22 protein-coding genes are annotated in these 20,729 nt (G+C 59.8%); 4 read left to right on the top strand and 18 right to left on the bottom strand.

Annotation, left to right across the window (positions count from 1 at the left end):
* Together pgeF and NW857_RS02650 are read right to left on the bottom strand one after the other, a co-directional pair.
* On the bottom strand, positions 1-780 hold a 780-nt coding region (gene pgeF, locus NW857_RS02655; protein WP_414367892.1), incomplete at its 3' end, for a peptidoglycan editing factor PgeF.
* Entirely contained in the window at positions 777-1,181 is a 405-nt protein-coding gene (locus NW857_RS02650; protein WP_414335610.1) for a DUF3119 family protein, read from the bottom strand. The genes pgeF and NW857_RS02650, both read right to left, overlap by 4 nt.
* Before the next feature lie 212 nt (positions 1,182-1,393).
* On the opposite strand from NW857_RS02650, the gene NW857_RS02645 reads away from it, so the two are divergent.
* Positions 1,394-2,275 (top strand): diguanylate cyclase domain-containing protein, encoded by an 882-nt coding sequence (locus tag NW857_RS02645; protein ID WP_414367891.1) that lies wholly within the window; start codon positions 1,394-1,396, stop codon positions 2,273-2,275.
* Positions 2,276-2,301: 26 nt separating this feature from the next.
* On the opposite strand, the gene gcvH is transcribed toward NW857_RS02645, so the two are convergent.
* Positions 2,302-2,691, bottom strand: coding sequence for a glycine cleavage system protein GcvH (gcvH, locus tag NW857_RS02640; RefSeq protein WP_414336960.1), 390 nt, complete (start codon positions 2,689-2,691; stop codon positions 2,302-2,304).
* A gap of 93 nt (positions 2,692-2,784) precedes the next feature.
* A complete protein-coding gene (locus NW857_RS02635) occupies positions 2,785-3,735 on the bottom strand; it encodes an alpha/beta fold hydrolase (protein ID WP_414367889.1) in 951 nt (316 codons plus the stop codon).
* Between the two features lie 99 nt (positions 3,736-3,834).
* Between NW857_RS02635 and NW857_RS02630 the strand changes: the two genes are divergently transcribed.
* Complete coding sequence (locus NW857_RS02630) at positions 3,835-4,776, top strand: NAD(P)H-dependent glycerol-3-phosphate dehydrogenase (protein ID WP_414334160.1); 942 nt, start codon at positions 3,835-3,837, stop codon at positions 4,774-4,776.
* A gap of 395 nt (positions 4,777-5,171) precedes the next feature.
* Positions 5,172-5,537: a response regulator gene (locus NW857_RS02625; RefSeq protein ID WP_414334158.1), complete on the top strand. Its 366-nt coding sequence runs from the start codon at positions 5,172-5,174 to the stop codon at positions 5,535-5,537.
* Here the strand turns inward: NW857_RS02625 and NW857_RS02620 are convergent.
* From NW857_RS02620 to NW857_RS02610, 3 genes are all read right to left on the bottom strand, one after another.
* Complete coding sequence (locus tag NW857_RS02620; protein WP_414367887.1) at positions 5,534-6,382, bottom strand: hypothetical protein; 849 nt, start codon at positions 6,380-6,382, stop codon at positions 5,534-5,536. The two genes, NW857_RS02625 and NW857_RS02620, sit on opposite strands and share 4 nt — an antisense overlap.
* A gap of 49 nt (positions 6,383-6,431) precedes the next feature.
* Positions 6,432-7,406, bottom strand: a complete 975-nt coding sequence (locus NW857_RS02615) for a CobW family GTP-binding protein (protein WP_414334155.1) — start codon at positions 7,404-7,406, stop codon at positions 6,432-6,434.
* 84 nt (positions 7,407-7,490) lie between these two features.
* On the bottom strand, positions 7,491-7,931 hold the full coding sequence (locus tag NW857_RS02610) for a VOC family protein (RefSeq protein ID WP_414334153.1): 441 nt from the start codon (positions 7,929-7,931) through the stop codon (positions 7,491-7,493).
* 176 nt (positions 7,932-8,107) lie between these two features.
* On the opposite strand from NW857_RS02610, the gene topA reads away from it, so the two are divergent.
* The gene (gene topA, locus NW857_RS02605; protein WP_414334151.1) at positions 8,108-10,900 is read left to right on the top strand and encodes a type I DNA topoisomerase; all 2,793 of its coding nucleotides are present in this window, start codon (positions 8,108-8,110) and stop codon (positions 10,898-10,900) included.
* 214 nt (positions 10,901-11,114) lie between these two features.
* Here the strand turns inward: topA and NW857_RS02600 are convergent, their stop codons facing one another.
* From NW857_RS02600 to csx7, 11 genes are all read right to left on the bottom strand, one after another.
* Complete coding sequence (locus NW857_RS02600; protein WP_414367885.1) at positions 11,115-12,269, bottom strand: SpoIID/LytB domain-containing protein; 1,155 nt, start codon at positions 12,267-12,269, stop codon at positions 11,115-11,117.
* 16 nt (positions 12,270-12,285) lie between these two features.
* Positions 12,286-13,842, bottom strand: coding sequence for a B12-binding domain-containing radical SAM protein (locus tag NW857_RS02595; RefSeq protein WP_414334149.1), 1,557 nt, complete (start codon positions 13,840-13,842; stop codon positions 12,286-12,288).
* 295 nt (positions 13,843-14,137) lie between these two features.
* Positions 14,138-14,494 (bottom strand): phage holin family protein, encoded by a 357-nt coding sequence (locus NW857_RS02590; protein WP_414334147.1) that lies wholly within the window; start codon positions 14,492-14,494, stop codon positions 14,138-14,140.
* Between the two features lie 44 nt (positions 14,495-14,538).
* A complete protein-coding gene (locus tag NW857_RS02585) occupies positions 14,539-14,838 on the bottom strand; it encodes a BolA family protein (RefSeq protein WP_414334146.1) in 300 nt (99 codons plus the stop codon).
* Between the two features lie 17 nt (positions 14,839-14,855).
* On the bottom strand, positions 14,856-15,194 hold the full coding sequence (gene grxD / locus NW857_RS02580) for a Grx4 family monothiol glutaredoxin (protein ID WP_414334165.1): 339 nt from the start codon (positions 15,192-15,194) through the stop codon (positions 14,856-14,858).
* A gap of 316 nt (positions 15,195-15,510) precedes the next feature.
* Positions 15,511-16,407, bottom strand: a complete 897-nt coding sequence (locus NW857_RS02575) for a putative CRISPR-associated protein (RefSeq protein ID WP_414367884.1) — start codon at positions 16,405-16,407, stop codon at positions 15,511-15,513.
* Between the two features lie 53 nt (positions 16,408-16,460).
* Positions 16,461-17,177, bottom strand: coding sequence for a hypothetical protein (locus NW857_RS02570; RefSeq protein ID WP_414367883.1), 717 nt, complete (start codon positions 17,175-17,177; stop codon positions 16,461-16,463).
* A gap of 10 nt (positions 17,178-17,187) precedes the next feature.
* Positions 17,188-18,168, bottom strand: coding sequence for an RAMP superfamily CRISPR-associated protein (locus tag NW857_RS02565; protein WP_414336952.1), 981 nt, complete (start codon positions 18,166-18,168; stop codon positions 17,188-17,190).
* Positions 18,169-18,257: 89 nt separating this feature from the next.
* A complete protein-coding gene (locus NW857_RS02560) occupies positions 18,258-18,734 on the bottom strand; it encodes a hypothetical protein (RefSeq protein WP_414334141.1) in 477 nt (158 codons plus the stop codon).
* Positions 18,731-19,705 (bottom strand): RAMP superfamily CRISPR-associated protein, encoded by a 975-nt coding sequence (locus tag NW857_RS02555; RefSeq protein ID WP_414334140.1) that lies wholly within the window; start codon positions 19,703-19,705, stop codon positions 18,731-18,733. Before NW857_RS02555 ends, NW857_RS02560 begins: the two co-directional genes overlap by 4 nt.
* A gap of 54 nt (positions 19,706-19,759) precedes the next feature.
* A complete protein-coding gene (gene csx7 / locus NW857_RS02550; protein ID WP_414334139.1) occupies positions 19,760-20,602 on the bottom strand; it encodes a CRISPR-associated RAMP protein Csx7 in 843 nt (280 codons plus the stop codon).
* Between the last annotated feature and the right edge of the window lie 127 nt (positions 20,603-20,729).

Raw genomic sequence — 20,729 nt, 5'->3', positions numbered from 1 at the left:
CCGCAGGCCAATGCCCGACCACTGCACGCAATGACGGCCCTGCTCATCCTTCAGGGATCCATCGCGGCGGTAGGAAAAGAAATCTTGGGGTTGGCTGAGGGTGCAATGGGGGCTGACGGCAATCTGTTCAGAGGGGATCCCTTGGGCTTGGGCTTGGGCACAATTGACCCAGCGCAGATCCAAACGAACTTTGCCGGGCAGAGGATCCGGCAACAGGGCGGCGCGGGTGTCCAGCCCCAGAGGCAGGCTTTTCAGCACCTGCTCGGCCACTTCTTCTGACACCTGATAGACCGACCCCGAAATAGAAGGCCCGATGGCAACGCGAATCGCGGCAGCAGGGATCCCCGCCCGGAGAAACTCCCGCAGCACCTTGGACAAAATCCCCCCAGCAGTTCCTCTCCAGCCGGCATGAACGGCCGCCACCCATCCTCGACTGGCCAGCAAAATCGGCACACAGTCAGCGGTGCATACCCAGGCAGAATCCCCTTGGCGGCGGGCAATGACTGCATCCGCCTGAGAACGGGTAGAGATCCCTTGACCGGGTCTTTTTTGCTTGAGGGTTTCCGTGCCCTCATCTGCCCAAATCCAGTTGCAGCCGTGCACCTGATGGCCCCACGTGGCCCGTTCAGGGGGCAGTTGCAGCCGGGCGGCCAACTGGGACGGGAGGTGAGGATGGCCTTGGCGAGAGCCAAAAGCGTGAGGCCACTCTGCCAAAAGCTGACACTCCAGCCAGCGCCATCTCCCTGCCTGCCGCCAAACCCACACGGCAGAGCCAATCATTGGCGGGAGCCATGAGACTTTCGTCGTGGGTGGAGATGGCCCAACCGCTCTTCCAGGCACATTTTCAGCTCGGCAGGGTTAAACAGCATCGGCAAAAAATGAATGCTCTGGGTTTCTCGGAAAAAGAACAAAACCGGCAGCGGCGGCCAGAAAATTTGCCAATCCTGCCACTCGCTATAGGGGAACTCGCGGATGCGTTTGGGGCCGCTGTAGACCTGCAGCGCCGTCCTGGTAAAGGCCAGCCCAATCAAAGAGGTCTGCACCATCAAAAACAGGCCAAACAGGCCCACCCCCAGCCCCGCCCAAAAAGAAAGCCAAAACAACGGCACTGCCAAGGCCAGCACCGACAGGCTGAGGCGAAAATCTGGGGTCAACAGGTGGGCAGAATTGGGTCTTGTCATGCCCCGCTTCTCCTGGATTAAGGATCCCAGCCCCATTCTAGGCTGCCTCGGCAACCCTTCGGATCAGAACTGGCAAGACAACTCTTATGCACCCCTCACGCACAAACAGGCCCGCGGGCCAACCAGCATAATACGGATATAAACAGGAGTTGTTGCTAACTTAACTTTTATACAAGTTACAACGGGCCATGCCTCCAGATCCTCTCTTTCCGATGCCAGAGGAACCAACCACTCGGATCCCCCCCTACGAGCGCGGCTCCCAGGCCGAGCCGACTGCGGCCTTTCTGACGGTGATCAGCGGTGCCAATGTGGGCATGACCTTTCCTATGGCAAGTGGGGGAGTTTTGGGGCGCAGCCACCAAGCAGATATTCAGCTATCCGACCACGCCGTCTCCCGGCAGCACTGTCGGCTGGAGAGAGAAGGCGAGGGGTATGTTCTCACCGATCTAGAGAGCCTCAACGGTACCTACGTCAACGGCAAACGCATCAGCCGCATTCTTCTGAAAGATGGAGATCGCATTCAAGTGGGGGCCACCACCCTCAAGTTTGCCCACTACGACGCGGCAGAAGCAGCGTTCTTTTCGCAAATGGCCACTGCCGCCCTCTACGACCCGCTGACCGGCTTGCACAACCGCCGTTTTTTCCTGGAGCAACTGGAGCTGGAGATCCCTTTTGCGCTTCGCCATCACATTCCCCTCCACGTGCTCTATCTGGACTTGGATGGGTTCAAGCAAATCAACGATCGCTGGGGGCACTGGGTTGGGGATCAAACCTTGATCCGGGTGGCACGACAATTGCAGGCCCAAGTTCGTCGCGAGGATCTGCTGGCCCGGCTGGGGGGCGATGAATTTGCCCTCTTGGTACGCGGGATCCCGAACCCCCAAATCTTGGGGTTAAAAGAGCGCTTGCGGCAGGCCGTCCAGTTGCTGTCGGTGCAGGTAGGGGCGGAGACCACCCACCTGAGCTGCAGCGTAGGCATCGCCTCTCTGCTGGAGCTGGGAGAACGAGCCGACCCGCAAAGTCTGCTGGCTGCTGCCGACAAGGCTCTCTACCGAGCTAAGGCCGAGGGTGGCAACCGAGAGCTTTTCCGGTAGCTCAAGGCCAGCCGTTGCAGTTAAGTTTACGACCCCTCTACCAGGCTGGCGTAGGCTTCAGCGCTCATGGTGTCTTCGAGATCTTCGGGGTTGGCGATGCGCACCTTGATCAGCCAGCCATCGCCATAGGGATCGTCGGCAATGCTCTCCGGGCTATCCACCACTGCCGTATTGACGGCCACCACTTCTCCCGACAGGGGGGCATAGAGATCTTCGACCGCCTTGACCGACTCGACCGAGCCAAAGCTCTCGCCTTTTTCAATCTCGGTGCCTTCTTCGGGCAGGCCGACGAAAACAATGTCCCCAAGCTGATCGACGGCATAAGCCGTGATCCCGATCACCGCAATATCATCCTCGACATGGATGTACTCGTGGGTGTCCACGTAGCGCAGGTGGGATGGATACTCCAGGGCCATGCCGGTTCTCCCGTAGAATTCAGTGGATTATTCTAGGGTGAACCCTTGGAGATGGTAAAGGGCGGATCCCCAGCCCGGCCATTCCCCCGCTGGCTAGAGAAACTCCATCAGCAGTCGATTCACGGTTTGCGGCGCCTCTTGCTGTGCCCAGTGGCCGCATTCGGGGATGTACTCCTTGCGCAGGCCGTTGGGGAAAAAGGGATCCATCCCCTCGGTCAGCTCGCGGCTGAGGGCAAAGTCTTCTTCGCCCCAGATGAGCAGGGTGGGGGCGAGGATCTGCCGCATGGGCTGCAAAAACAGGTTCTGCAAGGTGGGCAGGTTAAAAAGCTGGCGGTAGTAGTTGAGGGCAGAGGTGAGCACCTTGGGTTTGGCGAGGGCCTCTTGGTAGAGCTGCAGATCGTGGCGAGTGAAGGCGCTTTTGCGCACCGAGGTTTCTTGGAAAATGCGCCGCACCCAATCTCCCAAATCCCACTGCAGCACCCACTCTGGCAGCCAAGGCAACTGAAAAAAGAACAGATACCAGCTGCGCCGCAGTTGATCCAAGTTGCTCAAGAACTCCCGCCGAAAGCAGGCTGGGTGGGGAGAATTGAGAACGGCCAGCTTGCGGATCTCGTGCGGGAAAAATTGCGCCCAGTGCCAGGCAATGGCTCCCCCCCAGTCGTGGGCCACGACCACCGCCTTCTGGGCCCCAAAGTGATGCAACAGGCCGCGGACATCCTCGGTGAGGGTATCCAGGTCGTAGCCGTGATCCGGTTTGTCGGAGTCGTTGTAGCCGCGCAGGTCAGGGGCCACCACGCGAAATCGCTGCGCCAACACCGGGATCTGGTGGCGCCAGGAGTACCAAAACTCCGGGAAACCGTGTAACAAGATCGCCAGCTCCCCTTCCCCCTGGGTGACATAGTGCAGTTGAATGCCATTGGTCAGGGCATAGCCGTGCCGCCAACTCCCCATCTTGGCAGCCACCTCAGCAGGAAGGCGTTGGATCCCTGCTTCTGTCATCTCCTTTGTTCTCGATTCTGAACCCATGATTTGGTATCCACTCATACTAACCTTTGCCCTTGCTCTTCCTCCCAACGGTGAAGACTTTTTTAGAGGGGTTAGCCAGAGGCACCCTAGGAGAGAGGCTACGGCTGGAGAGGTGCGATGAAGACAGAAGTCCAACGCCCGACCTCTCCCCAGAGCATCGCCATTCTGGGGGCGGGAGCCTGGGGAAGCACACTGGCTCTGCTGGCCCAAGCCCAAGGGCACCGGGTGCAGGTTTGGGATCGGCGCAAGGGTCTGGATCTCGAAGAAGTGCTACCGGGATCCCAAATGCTCATCTCGGCAGTCTCCATGGCGGGGGTGCGCCCTGTGGTGGAAGCGGTGCGCCAGGTGGGGATCCCTCCCCAAGCGATTGTGGTCTCGGCCACCAAAGGGCTGGATCCGCTGCAGCTTCTGACCCCTGCCCAAATTTGGGGGGCCACTTTCCCAGAGCAGCCCCTGGTGGTGCTTTCAGGGCCCAACCTTGCGGCGGAAATCCGTCAGGGCTTGCCGGCAGCGGCAGTGGTGGCCAGCCGGGAACCCTGGGCAGCTATGCAGGTACAACAGGCCCTGGCTTCGGAACGGTTTCGCCTCTACACCAGCAGCGATCCCTTGGGGGTGGAGCTGGGGGGCACCTTGAAAAATGTTATCGCCATCGCTGTTGGAGTGTGTGACGGCTTGCAACTGGGGGCCAATGCCCGTGCGGCTCTGGTCACCCGCGGCCTGGCAGAGATGATCCGGGTGGGATCCAAGCTGGGGGCGCGACCTGAGACCTTCAACGGCCTGTCGGGGCTGGGAGATCTGCTGGCCACCTGCCACAGCCCTCTGAGCCGCAACTACCGGGTGGGCTACGGATTGGGCCAGGGTAGTCCTTTGTCCCAGGTTTTGGCCGCCATCGAGGGCACCGCCGAAGGGGTTTACACCGCCCCTGTTGTGGTCAAGATCGCCGCCCAACACGGGATCCCGGTGCCCATTACCCAAGAGGTTCACCGGTTGCTGCAGGGGCAGACCACTCCCACTGCCGCCCTGGCCAGGCTGATGGAGCGACAACTGACCTCGGAATAGGCCCCTCACCCCCTGCCCCTCTCCCAGAGGTGCCCAAGCGCTCCGCGCCGCTCACGCGACCACCCCCTGCCCCTCTCCCAGCCCTTACCCCCTGCCCCTCTCCCAGAGGGAGAGGGGAGTTAGGGATAGACGGAGAGAAACGTTTCATTGCTATTTGATAATGACCATAAGCGCAAATCTGCGGATGAGGAAGGAGGTTCTGCACCGTATCAGGATTTCTGCAGAGGGTTGGGGTGCCAGAATGAGCCATTTGGCGGAGTTTTTTTCCTCAGAGTTTTCCTATGCTGCCTTTATAGCTTCTCTGTCCGTTCCCGCATCAACTGGGCTCTCGGTTGAAGCTGACAGCCAGCCCGACAGGTTGGGGGAGACTATCGTTTGCTTGTCTACGAAGCCACATGTCCAAACGCATCTTGGTGATTGAAGACGAACCCTCTATCCGCACCTATCTGCAGAAGGTGTTGCAGCGGGCTGGGTACGACACGGTGGCGGCCACCGATGGCGAGGAAGGCCTACAGATGGTGCGCGCGCTTATGCCGGATTTGGTGTTGTGCGATGTGGTCATGCCCAAGCTGAACGGCTATGGCGTGTTAGATGCCTTGCGATGGGATCAGTCCACGGCCCACATCCCCTTCGTCTTTCTCTCCTCCAAAACCTCCCAAGAAGCCATTGAACAAGGGCTACGGCTCGGCTCTGACGCCTACCTAACCAAGCCCATCGACCAAACCCACCTGTTGAGAGCGATTGCCGCCCAACTGACCTAGAGGCTGTAGATCTGCCCATCTACGAGCAGATGGGTGATGCCTTTTTTTTGCAATTGGGTGCGCACAATGTCCAGAATGTAGCCGGGAAACTGGATCACCCGATAGGGGGGGTAGGTGTTGCTGCCGCGGCGGCTCATTTCGGAAAAGCGACGGGCCACCTTGTGGTTGTCGAAAATGGGCAGCGTATTGGCGTTATCGATCCCTTCGACGGGCACAGATCCGGGGCCAAAGAATTCCTTGAGGGGGCGAGTGGTCAGCTCCTGGTAGCGGTCAACAACGACATAACAGGTTTCCGGCGGGGTGAGCTCTTCCAGGGGTAACACCTGAACTTGATAGCCGGGATCGGTGAGGTGGTCTGCTTCCGGCTCGTCTTCTGGGAAATAGTCGGAGTCGTCCTCGTCTTCGAGGTCACTGTCTTCTTCGGTTTCCTCCTCGTCGTCGATATCCTCTAGATCTTCCTGAAGCTCAGCCGCCAACTGCAGTTCTGGCAAAGACTCTTCTATCCCGCCGATGGGTGCGTCGTTTGTGTTCGGCTCTTCACCATTGGGGGGTGTGGCGGCTGCGGGGGGATCCCCAGATGGAGACAGCGGCAAGAGCTGCTGCTCCAAAGCTGCGATCTGGCCAACGGCCACTTTTTCCTCTATGTCTTTGCGGCGGGCAGCCGAGCGTTTGAGCTGAATCAACCGCTGGTACTCATCGGCAGCGATATTTTCCTTCAACACGCGGGTGATGGTGGTGACGCTCACTTGAAATTGCTCGGCCAATTCGACGGCGGTCGCTGCTGAGCCGCGGTAGGCGCTGACAATTTGCTGTTGTTCTTGCTCCGAAAGCTTGCTGCGAGCCATCCCAATTCACCCCATCCACGAACTGAAAAAATAGCCATGACGAGGATCCCTAACCAGCGGCGACCCGGCTGAGGTCGGCAGCCAACTGTTCTCGCTCTAGCCCTTTGCCGATCAACACAATTTTGGACAGGCGAGGCTCTTCCACATCCCAGTCCCGTTCCAAGAAGAGGGTTTGCCGCTGGCCTACCTGATGAAAGATAACCCGCTGCGGCTCGTCCACAACCCACAGCACCCCTTTGGCGCGAAAAATCGTCTCCGGCAAGTCTTGTAGCCAGTCGCGAAAAGCCATCAAATCCAGCGGCTGCTGCAGTTGAAAGCTCACCGATTGGATCCCGTCTTCTGCGAGGTGATGGCTAGGGTGGGCCTCGGCTTCCAAATCGGGAAGTTTGGGATCCCACCCTTCTGGACGGAAGGCATGCACATCCAAAATGCGGGTCAGGGGGACTTGGGCATGGGTGGTGAGCAGGCAAGGGGCATCGGGGTTGTAGCGGCGCAGATCGGCAAGGATCTGCTCTTGTTCGATAGGGGTGATCAAGTCCACCTTGTTGAGCAGCAGGATGTCAGCACTGCTGATCTGGTGGGCGGCGGTTTGCGAGCGCCGGAAGTTGTGCCAGTATTCGGCCCCATCCACCAGGGTCACCACGCCATCGAGGCGCAAGTCCTCATGAAAAGTCTCTTGCACAAACAGCTCCGTCACCTGCCTGGGATCCGCCACCCCGCTGGTTTCCACCACCAGGTAGTCCAACGCCTGGGCCTGCTGCAGCAGCTCTCGGGCTGCCCGTTCAAAATCTGCCCGCACCGTGCAACAGAGGCAACCATTACTCAGCTGCATCAGCCCCTCTTCGGGCAGGTTGACCAGCTCGCCATCGATGGAAATTTCGCCAAACTCGTTGAGAATAACCCCAATGCGCAGCCCATGCTTTTCCTGCAGGATGCGCTTGAGCAGGGTGGTCTTACCACTGCCCAAAAAGCCCGTCAAGACGGTAACCGGAAGCTGAGCTTTCATCGCCAGTTCAGTAAACAAGCCAACCCATCCTTGCTCAAGTTCCCCACAGGCCTTACCAGCTTAGCTTCAGGCCCAATTGCAGGATCCCACCCAACGGCAAATTCAACAGCCTTCCTTGCCCAACTGCTGGGATTCCGGGGATCCCTGCAAACGCAGCAACTCAATCGGCAGGCCATCGGGATCGGCGATGAAGGCTACCTCATAAGTTTGATGGCCGATCTGCTGGAGCTGGGGCGGGAGCAGCAGGGTAAGGGGGACTTGCGCTTGTAGATGTTCTAAATAGCCGGCCAGGGATCCCCATTCAGGGCCGATCTCCAAAGAGGGATGGTAGTAGCCCACATAGTGGGGATCCCCAAAGGGATCGGGAGCCGGCTGGGGCTGGGGCACCTGCATCAGCTCTAGGCGCCCCCAGGGACCACGCATCCAGCAGGCCAACGTGATCCCGGCAGTGAAGCGTTCTTCCACAGCCAAGCCCAGCCCCTCGTAAAAGGCGATGGAGCGGAAAATATCGGCAGTGCGAATGGAAAAATGATGCAGTTTCATGGTCGTACAAAGAGCCAGGTGGGGGCAGATCCCTGGAATCAATCGCCGATGACCGCTAGTCAAGCGCAGATAGACTTGCTAGGCTCCAGAGAAGTAGGCCATCTATTTTAAGCACCTCTTGTGGTGTACGCTGGCCCTGGCAACCTCAGCCAATTGCTGCCAACAACAACATCATCATGCCTAAGCTGGTCATTGTCGAATCTCCCACCAAAGCCCGCACCATCCGTGGATTCTTGCCCGCAGGGTACGAAGTTCAGGCCTCGATGGGACATGTGCGGGATCTCCCCGATTCGGCATCTGAAATCCCAGAAGAATTGAAGGGTGAAGAGTGGAGCCGCCTGGGGGTCAATGTCCACGCCGACTTCGAGCCCCTCTACGTGATCCCCAAAGACAAGAAGAAAGTGGTCAAGGAACTGAAGGAAGCCCTCAAGAAAGCCGACGAGCTGATCCTGGCCACCGACGAAGATCGCGAAGGGGAAAGCATTAGCTGGCATTTGCAACAGGTGCTGCAACCCAAGGTGCCCACCCGCCGCATGGTGTTTCACGAGATCACCCGCGAGGCCATTCAAGAGGCGCTGCAAAACTGCCGCCAGGTGGACGAGCAACTGGTGCGTGCCCAGGAGACCCGCCGCATCTTGGATCGCCTGGTGGGCTACACCCTGTCGCCGCTGCTGTGGAAAAAAATTGCCCCCAAACTCTCAGCAGGGCGGGTGCAGTCGGTGGCGGTCAAGCTCTTGGTGGATCGGGAGCGGGAGCGGCGCGCCTTCAAAAAAGCCTCCTACTGGGATCTGAAGGCGGAGCTGCAACCGAGCACTTCCCCGCAGGAGCGGCAGAGCGTCTTTCCAGCAGAGCTGGTGAGCCTGGCCGGCAAGCGCCTGGCCGGCGGGCAAGACTTCGATCCCAGCACCGGGCAGCTCATGGCCGGGCGGGATGTGGTGCTGTTGGATCAAGCCCAGGCCGAGGCCCTACGGGATCGCCTGCTGGGGAAAGCTTGGGTCGTCAGCTCGGTCGAAGAGCGCCCCTCCACCCGCAAGCCCGCCCCTCCTTTTACCACCTCCACGCTGCAGCAGGAGGCCAACCGCAAGCTACACCTGTCCGCCCAGCAGACGATGCGCATCGCCCAAAAGCTCTACGAAGAGGGCTACATCACCTACATGCGCACCGACTCGGTACACCTGTCGGAACAGGCCATCCGCGCCGCCCGCGCCTGCGTGGAGTCGATGTACGGCAAGGAGTACCTCAGCCCCGAACCGCGCCAGTACACCACCAAAACCAAAGGGGCGCAAGAAGCCCACGAGGCCATTCGTCCCGCCGGGTCGGAGTTTCGCCTGCCCAGCCAAACCCCGCTCACAGGGCAGGAGCTGGCCCTCTACGACCTGATCTGGAAGCGCACCGTCGCCAGCCAAATGGCCGAAGCACGACAGACCCACACCATCGTGCTCATCGCGGTGGACGATGCGGTGTTTCGGGCCAGCGGCAAGCGCATCGATTTTCCCGGCTTCTTCCGCGCCTATGTGGAGGGATCCGACGACCCGGAGGCGGCTCTGGAAGATCGGGAGGTGCATCTGCCCCGCTTGCGGCAGGGGGATCCCCTCCGCTGCCGGAAGCTCGAACCCGTCGGCCACGAGACCCAGCCCCCCGCCCGCTATACGGAAGCTTCCCTGGTCAAGGTGTTGGAAAGCGAGGGCATTGGCCGTCCCAGCACCTACGCCACCATCTTGAACACGATCATGAGCCGTGGCTACGTGAGGTCGATGGGGAATGCCCTCGTGCCCACCTACACCGCTTTTGCAGTGACCGAGCTGCTGGAAAAATACTTTCCCAACTTGGTGAATACCCGCTTCACCGCCGAGATGGAGCAAACCCTCGATGACATCGCTTCTGGCCAGGCAGACTGGTTGCCCTATTTGCGCCATTTCTTTCTGGGAGAGCAGGGCCTAGAAGGCCAGGTGAAGGCGCGCGAGCTGGAAATCGACTCTGGCCTGGCCCGCTCCATTCACCTGGAGAACCTGCCCGTCAAGATCGGCATCGGCCCCTACGGCCCTTATGTAGCAGTAGAGACTGAATCGGGAGAGGTGCGCGCCAACCTGCCGGAGGAGATTCCCCCCGCCGATCTCAGCGCCGAACATGTAGCGGAGCTGATCAAGCGCAAACAGGAGGGCCCCAAGCCCATCACCTTCCACCCGGAAACCCAAGAGCCGGTCTACGTGATTCCCCAGGGTCCCTACGGCCCCTATGTGCAATTGGGGGAGGTGTCGGAGGAGAACAAGAAGCCCAAGCGCACCTCCCTGCCCAAAGGGCTAAAGCCGGAGCAGGTCACCCCTGAGATTGCCCTGGGGTTGCTCAGCCTGCCCCGCACGTTGGGGGAGCACCCGGAATCGGGGAAAAAGGTGCAAGCAGGGATTGGCCGCTTCGGCCCCTACGTGGTCTGCGACGGCGATTTCCGCTCGCTGCCCGCCGATGAGGATGTGCTGACCATCAGCCTAGAGCGGGCGCTGGAGCTGCTGGCCCAGCCCAAAAAAGGCCGTGGGCGCGGCTCCGCCAAACCCCTGCGCGAGCTGGGATCCCATCCTGAGGACGGCGAGCCGGTCAATCTGCACGACGGCCCCTACGGGCTGTATGTCAAACACGGCAAGGTCAATGCTTCTTTGCCCAAGGAGCTCCCTGCCGAAGCGGTCACCCTGGAAATGGCCCTGCAGGTGTTGGCCGAAAAAGAAGGTTCTGCTGCCGATGGCAAGAAAAAAAGCCGCTCAACCGGCAAAGCCGACTCCGCTGCAAGCAAAACCCAAGCGAAGACTGCTTCCAGCGTTACAGGCCAGCAGGCCGAGGCGGCTGGCCTGCGGAAGCGGCGCGGAGCACAAGCAGCTTCCACCGGCGGTGGGATGGCCAAGGAGCCCCAGGCGAATGGTTCAGCTCCGTCTAGATCCCGTTCCACCATTTTGAAGGTCACTCCCAAAGCTCTTTCCTGAGGACAGCTTCTCAAGCTGGGATGGCACCAGATCCCCTGCTTGTGGTGGATCTAAGGAGTCGGTATCTGCGCCGCTACCCTCACCCCCGTCCCCTCTCCCACCCTCACCCCCGTCCCCTCTCCCAGAGGCACCCTCACCCCCGTCCCCTCTCCCAGAGGGAGAGGGGAGTTCGCGACAGTGTTGCGTAGCAATAACGCTGTGGAGAGATGTTTCATCAGCTCAACGGTGTCACCTGGGTGCCGGGGAAGTAGTGGTTGAGGATGGGCGACGCTGTGTAGCCCTGTTCGGCCAGGCCGCGGGCTCCCCACTGACATAGACCCACCCCGTGCCCGGCTCCCCGATAGGTGAAAAGGTACGATTCCGGCTGGCCGGCCTTTGGCTCGAGGCGTTTGAGGGTAAAGCGGTTGCTGGGCAGGATCCCCCACCCTAGGGTTTGCCCGAGGTGCAACACAAACTCCTGTCCGGTAAATAACCGAGATCCGACGCGGATGCGCAGAGGGCGCCCCCAGGGATCCGATTGCAGGATCTCTAACTCGGCGCTGCCCAGGGCTTGCTCCAACTCTTGTCGGCTGAGCCGGACACTGTGGGGGCCATAGAAGGGGGAAGCGCGACACCCTTCGCAACTCACCCCTTGCAGGTAGGGACGGGCGGGTGGGGCAAAAATATCTTGGTTGGCGCTGGTGTGGCCGCCACAGGTGGAGTGAAACAGAACCTCTACCGGCTGGCCGGCATGGGTTAGGATCTGCCCCTGGGTTGCCCGCACCGCAGCCGTGGTCGCCGCCGTCTCATAGGCCAGGCCCCCGTAGAACTGGTGGGCGGTGGAATCTTGCAATGGCCTTGCCGGGGTAGAGGGCCATTCTCTTCTTGGAGCGGGGCGCAGATGGGGAACGGCCAGGGTACGGGCCAGGATGGCTTGGGCCTGCAAAGCGGCGGCTGGCCAATCGGCAGGCATTTCGCCGGGCACCAAGGCCAGCAGGTAGTCTTCCAGTTGTACCCAGTTCAGCAGGTGCAGGCGCTCTGGGCCGCTTGGGCGAATCTGGATCAAGCCACGGTAGCGACGCTCCTCTCCCGCCGCAGGACGCAGCCCCCCTCCTTGCAGCCAAAGGGATCCCGAGTAGCGACGGGGCTGGCCCGGCCCGCTCAAAATCAGCGCTTGGCGGTGAACCTGCAGCTTCCAGATCCCTGCCGGAAAGGGCTGCTGATTCAAGACAAAGGGGCCGCTCAGCTCCAGTTGGGTCAAAGGCTCCGCGCCCCAGCGGCTGAACAGCTCCACGGCCAACCAATCTCCAGCAGTCTGGGCCTGCAGAGAGCCTCCCCAAAGGGCCCACAGGGATCCCAGCCCCATCACCGCCAACTGTCGTCGCCGCATCGGCCCCGCCCGGAGATTATGATGAGCTGGCCAGCAAAGGATCGTATCCCAGTTGTTGGCTGAGGCGGGCGCGCGCCAGTTCTCGATATTCCCAAAAATGCTCCCCCGCAGCACAGAGGCCCAGATATAGGTTCAGCAGGCTCGGTTTCTGGCGCCAGATCGTCCATAGCTGTTGCCAAAATTGGGCGCGAATTTGGGGATGAAGGATCCCTTGCCGCCAGATGAGTTGTAGAAGCAGATAGATCCCTTTGTGAAGGGGCAGCCGCATTGCTTGTTGCCGACCTACTTTAGTGCCGATACTCAGGCACTGTTGCAAACAGCGAGAGAGATATCGCGCCGGCTCATACAACTTCCAAAAACTTTCCAGATATTCCCGGGCAATTTCAGATGGAGAACGGGTGGGAATAAAGTTCATCAGCGTGTTTTGATCCCCAAACTCGGTGACGCCGATCCCCTCCAGCAACCGCTGCTCTTTTTTGAGGCGATTCCACAGTTGGGTGTTGGGTAGAGCCTGTAAAATCCCCAACATCGGCTGAGGAATACCGGTCTGCTCGACAAAAGCCTGGATGCGCTCCCCCGCACCTGGCCGCTCTCCGTCAAAGCCCAGAATAAACCCGGCGTAGATCAACAGCCCGGCATCGTTGATCTTGCGACAAGCCTCTACCAGGGGGTGGCGGGTATTCTGTAGCTTTTGAGTCATCTGTAAGCTGTCTTGGTCTGGGGTCTCAATACCCAGAAAGACCGCATAGAACCCCGCTTCTACCATCAACTGCATCAACTCTTCATCTTCAGCTAGGTTGACAGAAGCCTCTGTCATAAAGGTAAATGGATAGTTATGCTCCTTGCTCCACGGGATCAGCTCGCGTAAAAATCGCTTGACGTTGCGCTGATTGCCGATAAAGTTGTCATCTACCACAAAAATCGAACCTCGCCAGCCCAGGTCGTAGAGGGCTTGCAGCTCGGCCAGCATTTGGCTTGGCTCCTTGGTTCTCGGCTTGCGCCCATAAAGAGAGATGATGTCACAAAACTCACAATTAAAGGGGCAACCCCGCGAGAATTGCACCGACATCATGAAGTATTGATCCATGCGCAGCAGGTCAAATCTCGGCAGGGGGCTTTGGGTGACGTCTGGCTTTTCTGTGGCTCGAAAAATGCCCGCTTCTTGCCCAGATTCTAGAGCCTTGACAAAAGCCGGTATGGTCTCTTCTCCTTCGTCCAAAACCAAATAGTGAGCCCCGGATTCCAGGGCATCTTGGGGCACAGAAGTCGGATAGGGGCCGCCCACAGCTACTTTTTTGCCCAACTGCACCGCTTTGCGAATGAGTGCGTGAAAGTCTTGCTTCTGCACCAGCATGGCCGACAGGATCACCAGGTCGCACCACTGCCAATCGGCCTCCGTCTCGGGGGCGACATTGCGATCCACAAAGCGAATCTCCCAATCCTGGGGCAACAGAGCGGCAACGGTGATCAGGCCCAGCGGCGGCATCAGCGCTTTTAGCCCCACCATCTCGATGGTGCGATTGTAAGACCAGAAAGACTTGGGAAAGCGGGGATAGAGCAGCAACGCCTTCATACCCATCAGCTCCTAATCGCAGATTAAGGATTCCATTTGTTCAGCACTCCTAACAAATAGCCTCAGATAAAGCTGACGCAAAAACTTTTGTGAGATGCTTGCTGGCAATATTTCCTTCGTATTAGCAAACTGTGGACTGGCAAACCCTCTGGGTGCCTAAACCTTCAAAAAACTTTTCTGGACAATTGTTAACTAAGAATCTAGGTTGATCTTTAGGGGTTACTGAAGAGAAAGCATTGCCTCAATTTTTCTGAGAAAATAGTATCGACTCCGGCCTTCTATGGCTACGGAACAGTTAGCTCTGCACACCTTGCTCAAAAACACGCTGAACCAAGCCACTGACGACGGAAAGTACTATCGCGCCGAGGAACGCCCAACCAAAGTTATCGATATTGAAGGCATCCCCGGCCAGCTTGTCGGCGATGGCCAGGCAAATGCCGTTCAAAATTAGCCAAAACAAACCCAGGGTAAGAACTGTAATCGGCAGGGTAATCAACCGGAGAAACGGCCTCACCAAACCATTGACCAGGCCAATGGCCAGAGCTGCCACCAAAGCACCCCCAAACCCAGAGACGTGGATCCCGGGCAAAAGCCAAGCCAAAATCATCACGCTCAAGGCTGACATCAGCCAGGTGGCCAACAGAGTTGCCATGCTCCCTCCTCTGCCCCAACAGGGCCGCAATCTTGCCCCCTATGCTAGCCGATCTGCTTAGGGATCCCTTCTGCAGAGACCTCTTCGGGGCTGTAAGTTTGCAACGCCAGTGCATGAATGCCCTGACCCATCTGTTCGGCCAGGGCGGCGTACACCAGGCGATGCCGTTGCAGAGGAGTTTTGCCGGCAAACAGGGGCGACACCACCTGCACGCGGTAGTGCCCCCCGGATCCCTGTTGCCGTCCCCCATGGCCAGCATGGCGGTGCGACTCGTCCTCCACGTGGACGTAGAGGGCTTGCAGCTTCTCAGCCAAGAGCTGTCGCAGGCGATCCGAGGTGAGCATGGGATCCCCTGCGGCCCTCAAGGTTGGGCGCCGGCCTTGGCAAAAGCCGCCTCGACCAGAGGGCGCAACTCGTTGCGGGCGTGCATCTCTTGCAGGATGTCGCAGCCGCCCACAAACTCGCCGTCAATATAGATCTGCGGGATAGTAGGCCAGTTGGAAAACTCTTTGATCCCCTGACGAATTTCGGGATCCTCGAGCACGTTGATCGCCGTGTAGGGAAAGCCCAGACTCTCCAGCACACGAACGGCGGCATAGGAAAACCCACACTGGGGCATCTCTGGGGTGCCTTTCATGTAGATCAGCACCTTGTGGGTGCGGATTTGGTCACGGATTTTCTCTTCCAAAAGGGGATCCAGCATGGTATTCAGCCACTATGACAACAACAGACGACAGGCAAACCAGGCTCCTATCGTGATCTCATTTTGATTCACTTCTAACATGCTTGGCACTCTCCCCACGGCCAGGCCGAGGAATTCTTTAGCGAAAATTCAGCGACAGGGTCGGCGATAGCCCCCAAACCCTGATTTTTCTGTTGACCTGGTCGATCCCTTGCTGGACACGGGTTTCAGGCCCTGCGGCGGCAAAATAATGAAATGAGGAGAAGGGGAAATTGCCGCCCAAAACCAGACCCTGGATCTGGGTAAGGGTTGTAACCGGGGGAAGTGGAATTCATCAGAGCAGACGACCCAAGCGCTCCCGCAACTCGGCGGCAGCCTGCTCCAGGTGGTCGGGAGTGTAGCCGGTGGTCTCTACCCGGACGGCGAGGTGGGTGTCCTGGCTTTCGTGGAGATGGATCCACAAAACGTGGCGGCCATCTTCGGTTTTGCGGTTGGCGGCTTTGACGCCGTTTTTGGGGGCAGCGTAGGCATTTGAGTCGTAGCGAACCAGATCCACCCAGGGAAGGTCGCGCAGGAGCTTTTCCACCTTGACCCAACTGCGAGGGCGGTGATGGCTGCTGTCGCTCCGCAATTGGATGACCTGGGAGCGATCTCGACCGGAATCGGGGAGAGCCGCCCGCGGGATCCGCGGCTGGACTTGCGGTTGCAGATAGGGCAAATACACCAAAGATTTGTATTGCTCGTGGATGTAGCAGACCGGGATCCCCAATTGGCTGCCCACCACGGCCATGATCATGGCCTGGGCTTTGAAGCCCCCGGTGGCGGCGAAGGTGACGATCCCTTTGGCGCTCTCCGCCAACTGTTGCAACAGCTCGGCCATCCGCTCCAGGGAGGATCCCTCTAGCTCGTAGTTGACGCCGGGGAGGGGCACCAGGGAAACCTGTTGTTGGCCCAGCGCTTCTTCAAAAAAGAGTTTCAAAATCTGGGCACACTCCAGCCCCTCAGGGGTTTCGGAGTAAAGCAAAATCAAGGCATCCTGGGGAGTGGGATCCAGCCGGTAGTAGGTGTTGGTTTCGGCGCTGATCAGCTCCAGTTCTGTCTTTTTCATCCAGGCCAAGGCCCGTTCCGGATCCCCGATGTTTTTTTGGCCGACCCAAGGGCGTTGCGGCTGCAGGTCTTTGTCCGGGTTGGTGAGCAAAGAGGTGCCCACGGTCATGAGGATGGTCTGCATGGGTTATCCCCTAACTTTCTCGAAGTTTTTAGGGGCTCCGTCCCCTTTCGCGATCAGAGCAGCCTTACTTTGCGAACTCTGCCATCTCCCCTTAAGTCGAGCACCTCTACCTCCACTTCTTGCCCCACCGCCAGGGATCCGGCCTGTTTCGGCTCTTTTTGGGTGAGCTTGATATCCGTATCCACGATTTGGAAGGTAACTTCGTTGCCCTTGATATTGGTGATGCTGGCCTTGAGGTGTTGCCCAATTTTGAAGCGGGCCTTGGTAGAAGCTGCTGCATTTTCAACTTGGGGCTGAGCCTGCTTTTGTTCAGGTTGCTCTTTGGGCCGCAGTGCCTCTGGCTGGGGCTTGGCCTCGCCGCCGCGGGAATGGGTCGGACGACCGCCATTGGGATCGGGAGGGGACGGGATCTCGCCGATCGGCACTCCCCCATCTTTGTAGTAGCGGGCCAGGCGGGCGGCCCAGCCCAGGATCTGCAGCATCTCAGCCGGCCTATCCTGCAGAGGTTGCAAGTACCTTTTACAGGTTTGGTCGATGAGTCGGTAGTAGCGTGGGGTTTCGTTGCTGCGGTGGAGGCCAGTTTCTCGCACCAGCTCGCCGGTGAATCGGAAGAAACGGGATCCCGCGTCGGGGAGATGGGCCACCGAGCGGAGGTAGGCGAGGCACTTGCTCAATTCGTTGACATCTACCCTTTCCTTCGCCAAAGTCATGGCGATGCCGTGGGCAAGATCCCAAGATTGGGGGCTGAGATCGACCGGAGCTGACAGCATAGAGGCACCCTCAGTAGGCGGTGGTGGGCGGCTCGCGCAGATGGGTGGGGCTCAGGATGGCGGCCAACTGCCGAAGCTGATCGGGCAGGATGTAGCCCTGGGCAGCTTGGATCTGCTTTTGCACAAAGGCTTTGAGGGCTTCTCCTTCTAGGGTATCGGCTTGTGGGGGATCGTAGCGGCTGTAGCGCTCTTTCAAGTTGCGGGGCCGCTCGATCTTGTCCAGGGTGACCTGCAGGGATCCCAGTCCTACAGGCTTGCCGCCCCCCACCTTCAGCAGCAGCGGATGCGCGGGATCCTGACCCAACACCGTGAACAAGGTGCCCAGCTCGGCAGGAGTGAGGTTTTTGAAGTGGATCTGGGTTTTGAAAACCGTATTTTGCACCGCCTGCTGGGTGGGCGTCCCCTTTTGATGGCTCTGCAAAGCCCTGCGGTGCGTGTAATAAAACTTGCGCCCAACCGCCTTGCCGTTTTCAAAGTAGGCTCTGCGCTGGTCGGGGCGGGGACGGTACAGCGGGGGCAGGGATCCGCCGCCGGAGCCGGTGCCAGTGGCAACGGCATCCCTGAACTCCACCAGCCCCTGCCAGTTGAGGGCGCCAAAAACGCGGCTGGCAGGACACAGCCGCTCCTTCTGGCGGCAGGGGTGCCGCTCCGGCGGGATCTGATTTCTGTAGCGGCTGGTGATCACTGCAAGGGTGCTGTTGGTGATCGCCTCGTACATGGCCCGGATGGCCCCCTTGAGGGAGCTGCCCTGGATCTTGAGCCGCCCGTCGGGGGTGGTGGTCATGGTTTTGAGCACCGGGATCCCGTTGACGCCGACGTCGCTGCCCAAGGCCAGGTGGCCGGTGGAAATGTGGAGAGCGGTCTGCACCGTCAGGGTGAGAAAGAGGGTGCCGTGCAACTTGTCGGGATGGAACTTGGCGTGGCCAGCGGGCCGCTCCAGCTTGGGGGGCTGCTGGGGAAAGGGGATCAGCTCGTAGGGCTTGGGAGCCATGGCCTGCTCACCTCCACCCCGGTCTCGGCTGCCGGCGGGCGTTCTGGCAGAAGCAGAATGGGCGGGCAAGGGTCGGGGGCCTTGGGGAGTCATCTTGACCTCGGGATGAGAGCAACAAAGTGAACGCGGGCGGTGCGCCCATCGCGAAAGTAGCGCTGGCCCAGCTTGAGAGACCTCGGATAGCTGAGACCTTGGGGGAAGCGGGTTTCCGGACTTTGGGATCCGTACAGGTCGGCCTCGCGATCCTCCCCCTGCCACTCCCCGGCCAGCGGCACAAAGAAGTCGGGAGGAGGTTGGATCCCCAGATACAGCAGATCCCAGCCGCGGGGGGTGCTTTTCCAGCGCAACTCCCGTTGTTGGCAGAAGACTTGTCCCTCTTGACAGACCAGATCTGGCGGGATCCCCACCTGAATGCCGCTGACGCGGTGGGGCCAGCGCAAAAAGGTGTAGGTTTCTTCGGCGGCGGCAAAACAGGCCGAGAGGATCTCGGAAAGCGAGGACGCCGTCCCGCCGTTGCAAGCGGCCAGATCCTGAACCTTGTAGGCGGCTACGTAGGCTGGTTTCATACCGCTTTGGCCTCCGTTTGCAAGAGCTGGGCCCAACTTTTAACGGCGGCGGCCAGCAGGTGCTCCACCTTGGCCTCAGACGTTTGCTCCCAGGTCAGCCGCGCCCCAAAGCCCAAGGGCATCGGCTCCGCCCCCACCGGCACTAACTGGCGATCGGGTTTGGCAAAGCCGTATTTGCCCGCCTCTTCTGGACTGAGAAACTCGCCCGCCCCCAGCAGGGATCCCCTTGGCCAGGCAAGCTGGGATCCCAGCAGCCGTAGCTCCTGGCTCCCCTCCTCCACCAGGCAGCCCGGGTAGTCCACCGTCGCCCACTCGTACTCCACCCGAACGCGGCCCATGCCGCGGGATTTGGCAAAGCCGATCCCAAACCATCCTTCGTCCAGATCCCGCAGCACCAGCCCCAGCAGGCCCAGTTGCGCCAGGGTAAAGTTTTTCAGGTGAATCTTGGTTTGAAAGGATCCCTCGACACAGACTTGGTAGCTAAACGGCCCCACCGCCACCGACCCGAAGACGCGATCGATGGCCACCCCGTTGCGTTCCTCCAGCCGCAGAGGTGTCCCCGGCTTGGGATAGGCATCCTCGATGCGCACCCGGCTGGCGATGGCCGTGTTGCCAAACATCTGGTCCGTAAAAGAAGAGAGGGCGTAAACTCGGTGGGACTCGGCAATTTTTTCCAGCCACTGGTTGGCCTTTTGGTCGAGGGGATCGCTGGCCCAGAGTTGCAACTTGTTCCCCTCAGGCCGTCTGTCGCCGCCCACCGTTCGGACAATGCGCTCGGCGTGGGCGCGAATGGCCCCTTTGAGGGAGCTGCCGGGAAAATAGACTGTCCGCCCGCCGCCGCGATAGGTTTCCACAAACTCCATATCGGGTTTTGTCGGATCCGCCCCTTGTTTGCCCGCTTTGATGAGCACAGGGCCATCCGGCTTGAGGGTGAGGCAGAGGGTGCAGTGGTTAACGTAGCGCTTGTGCATGGCCTGGGATCCTTCACTGAAGAGGAACAAGAGGGTTTTCGCCCAGCCCTTGCGCTAGCTGCGGGGGCCGACGGGAGCGACAGCGGTTAGTTTGGCAACCAGGGCTTCCACCCAGTCTTGGCGCAAGGCAGCAGCCTCTTCCGGGCTGAGGGGGTGCCGCTCTCCGGCCACCAGCTCTTGCAGATAGGTCAGCAGCCGCCGCGGATCCCCTTCTGAGTCAAACCAATAGACCGCCCCGATCTCCAGGCGGACGACCCCCAAGCCGCGGGAGCGCCCCCCTCCCAAGGGGATCTGCTCCGTTTCCAATTGGTGCAAGCCGATGGCCAGCAGGCCCAGCTCCCATGCTTCGGCATTTTCGACAACGGCATGGAACTGAAAGGGGGTGTTGGCCGGCACCACTTGAAAGTCGTAGAGCTTGCCCTCTGCCGCCGTCTCCGTATCCCGATCGATGGCCACACCATCCCGCTCTTGGTACTGGCCAAACCAGGCTTCCCGCACCACCGGCAAATCGCGGATCTGCACCTTGCCCGCCAGCCAAGGGGATCCAAACGCCTGCGAGACCCAGTCGGTGGCCTCGATCAGCTTTTGCGTCAGGGTTGCGTCGTCGTCTTTGTAGGTGTTCTTAATTTGGTTGACCAACCGGACTTGCTCGCTACTGGTCAACTCGCTGGGATCCCTGGCCAGCGCCGGATCGATGCCGCGCAAAAAACTCTCCAGGCGGGAGCGCAGCGCCCCCTTGAGGCTGGAGCCGGGGATGAGCGGGCGGCCCAGCGCGTCCTTGAGAACCGGCAGATCGGAGCCGATGGGCTCGGTGGAGCGGCCCACCCCGATGTGCAGGGCAGTCACGGTGGTGAGCGTGCCGGTGATCTCCAAGCGGTTTTTGAAAACGTCGAACATCGTTCCCTCAAATCAGGTTAAGGCTGAAGTTAACGCTCCACTACGGCTTCGGCAAACAGGATGGGGATGATTTTCAACTGGCTGAGCCGAAAGGTCGAGACGACACCCTCAAGGGCACAACTGGTCA

This window comes from Synechococcus sp. H55.9, assembly GCF_047462355.1.
Lineage (GTDB): Bacteria > Cyanobacteriota > Cyanobacteriia > Thermostichales > Thermostichaceae > Thermostichus.
The sequence above is the reverse complement of the archived record's forward strand: the minus strand, read 5'-3'. Positions and strand labels throughout refer to the sequence as shown.

Excerpts from the sequence above, each read along its gene's own strand:
- NW857_RS02650 (WP_414335610.1), bottom strand. The coding sequence starts at position 1,181 with ATGACAAGACCCAATTCTGCCCACCTGTTGACCCCAGATTTTCGCCTC.
- NW857_RS02645 (WP_414367891.1), top strand. The coding sequence starts at position 1,394 with ATGCCAGAGGAACCAACCACTCGGATCCCCCCCTACGAGCGCGGCTCC.
- gcvH (WP_414336960.1), bottom strand. The coding sequence starts at position 2,691 with ATGGCCCTGGAGTATCCATCCCACCTGCGCTACGTGGACACCCACGAG.
- NW857_RS02635 (WP_414367889.1), bottom strand. The coding sequence starts at position 3,735 with ATGAGTGGATACCAAATCATGGGTTCAGAATCGAGAACAAAGGAGATG.
- NW857_RS02630 (WP_414334160.1), top strand. The coding sequence starts at position 3,835 with ATGAAGACAGAAGTCCAACGCCCGACCTCTCCCCAGAGCATCGCCATT.
- NW857_RS02625 (WP_414334158.1), top strand. The coding sequence starts at position 5,172 with ATGTCCAAACGCATCTTGGTGATTGAAGACGAACCCTCTATCCGCACC.
- NW857_RS02620 (WP_414367887.1), bottom strand. The coding sequence starts at position 6,382 with ATGGCTCGCAGCAAGCTTTCGGAGCAAGAACAACAGCAAATTGTCAGC.
- NW857_RS02610 (WP_414334153.1), bottom strand. The coding sequence starts at position 7,931 with ATGAAACTGCATCATTTTTCCATTCGCACTGCCGATATTTTCCGCTCC.
- topA (WP_414334151.1), top strand. The coding sequence starts at position 8,108 with ATGCCTAAGCTGGTCATTGTCGAATCTCCCACCAAAGCCCGCACCATC.
- NW857_RS02600 (WP_414367885.1), bottom strand. The coding sequence starts at position 12,269 with ATGCGGCGACGACAGTTGGCGGTGATGGGGCTGGGATCCCTGTGGGCC.
- NW857_RS02595 (WP_414334149.1), bottom strand. The coding sequence starts at position 13,842 with ATGAAGGCGTTGCTGCTCTATCCCCGCTTTCCCAAGTCTTTCTGGTCT.
- NW857_RS02590 (WP_414334147.1), bottom strand. The coding sequence starts at position 14,494 with ATGGCAACTCTGTTGGCCACCTGGCTGATGTCAGCCTTGAGCGTGATG.
- NW857_RS02585 (WP_414334146.1), bottom strand. The coding sequence starts at position 14,838 with ATGCTCACCTCGGATCGCCTGCGACAGCTCTTGGCTGAGAAGCTGCAA.
- NW857_RS02575 (WP_414367884.1), bottom strand. The coding sequence starts at position 16,407 with ATGCAGACCATCCTCATGACCGTGGGCACCTCTTTGCTCACCAACCCG.
- NW857_RS02570 (WP_414367883.1), bottom strand. The coding sequence starts at position 17,177 with ATGCTGTCAGCTCCGGTCGATCTCAGCCCCCAATCTTGGGATCTTGCC.
- NW857_RS02565 (WP_414336952.1), bottom strand. The coding sequence starts at position 18,168 with ATGGCTCCCAAGCCCTACGAGCTGATCCCCTTTCCCCAGCAGCCCCCC.
- NW857_RS02560 (WP_414334141.1), bottom strand. The coding sequence starts at position 18,734 with ATGAAACCAGCCTACGTAGCCGCCTACAAGGTTCAGGATCTGGCCGCT.
- NW857_RS02555 (WP_414334140.1), bottom strand. The coding sequence starts at position 19,705 with ATGCACAAGCGCTACGTTAACCACTGCACCCTCTGCCTCACCCTCAAG.
- csx7 (WP_414334139.1), bottom strand. The coding sequence starts at position 20,602 with ATGTTCGACGTTTTCAAAAACCGCTTGGAGATCACCGGCACGCTCACC.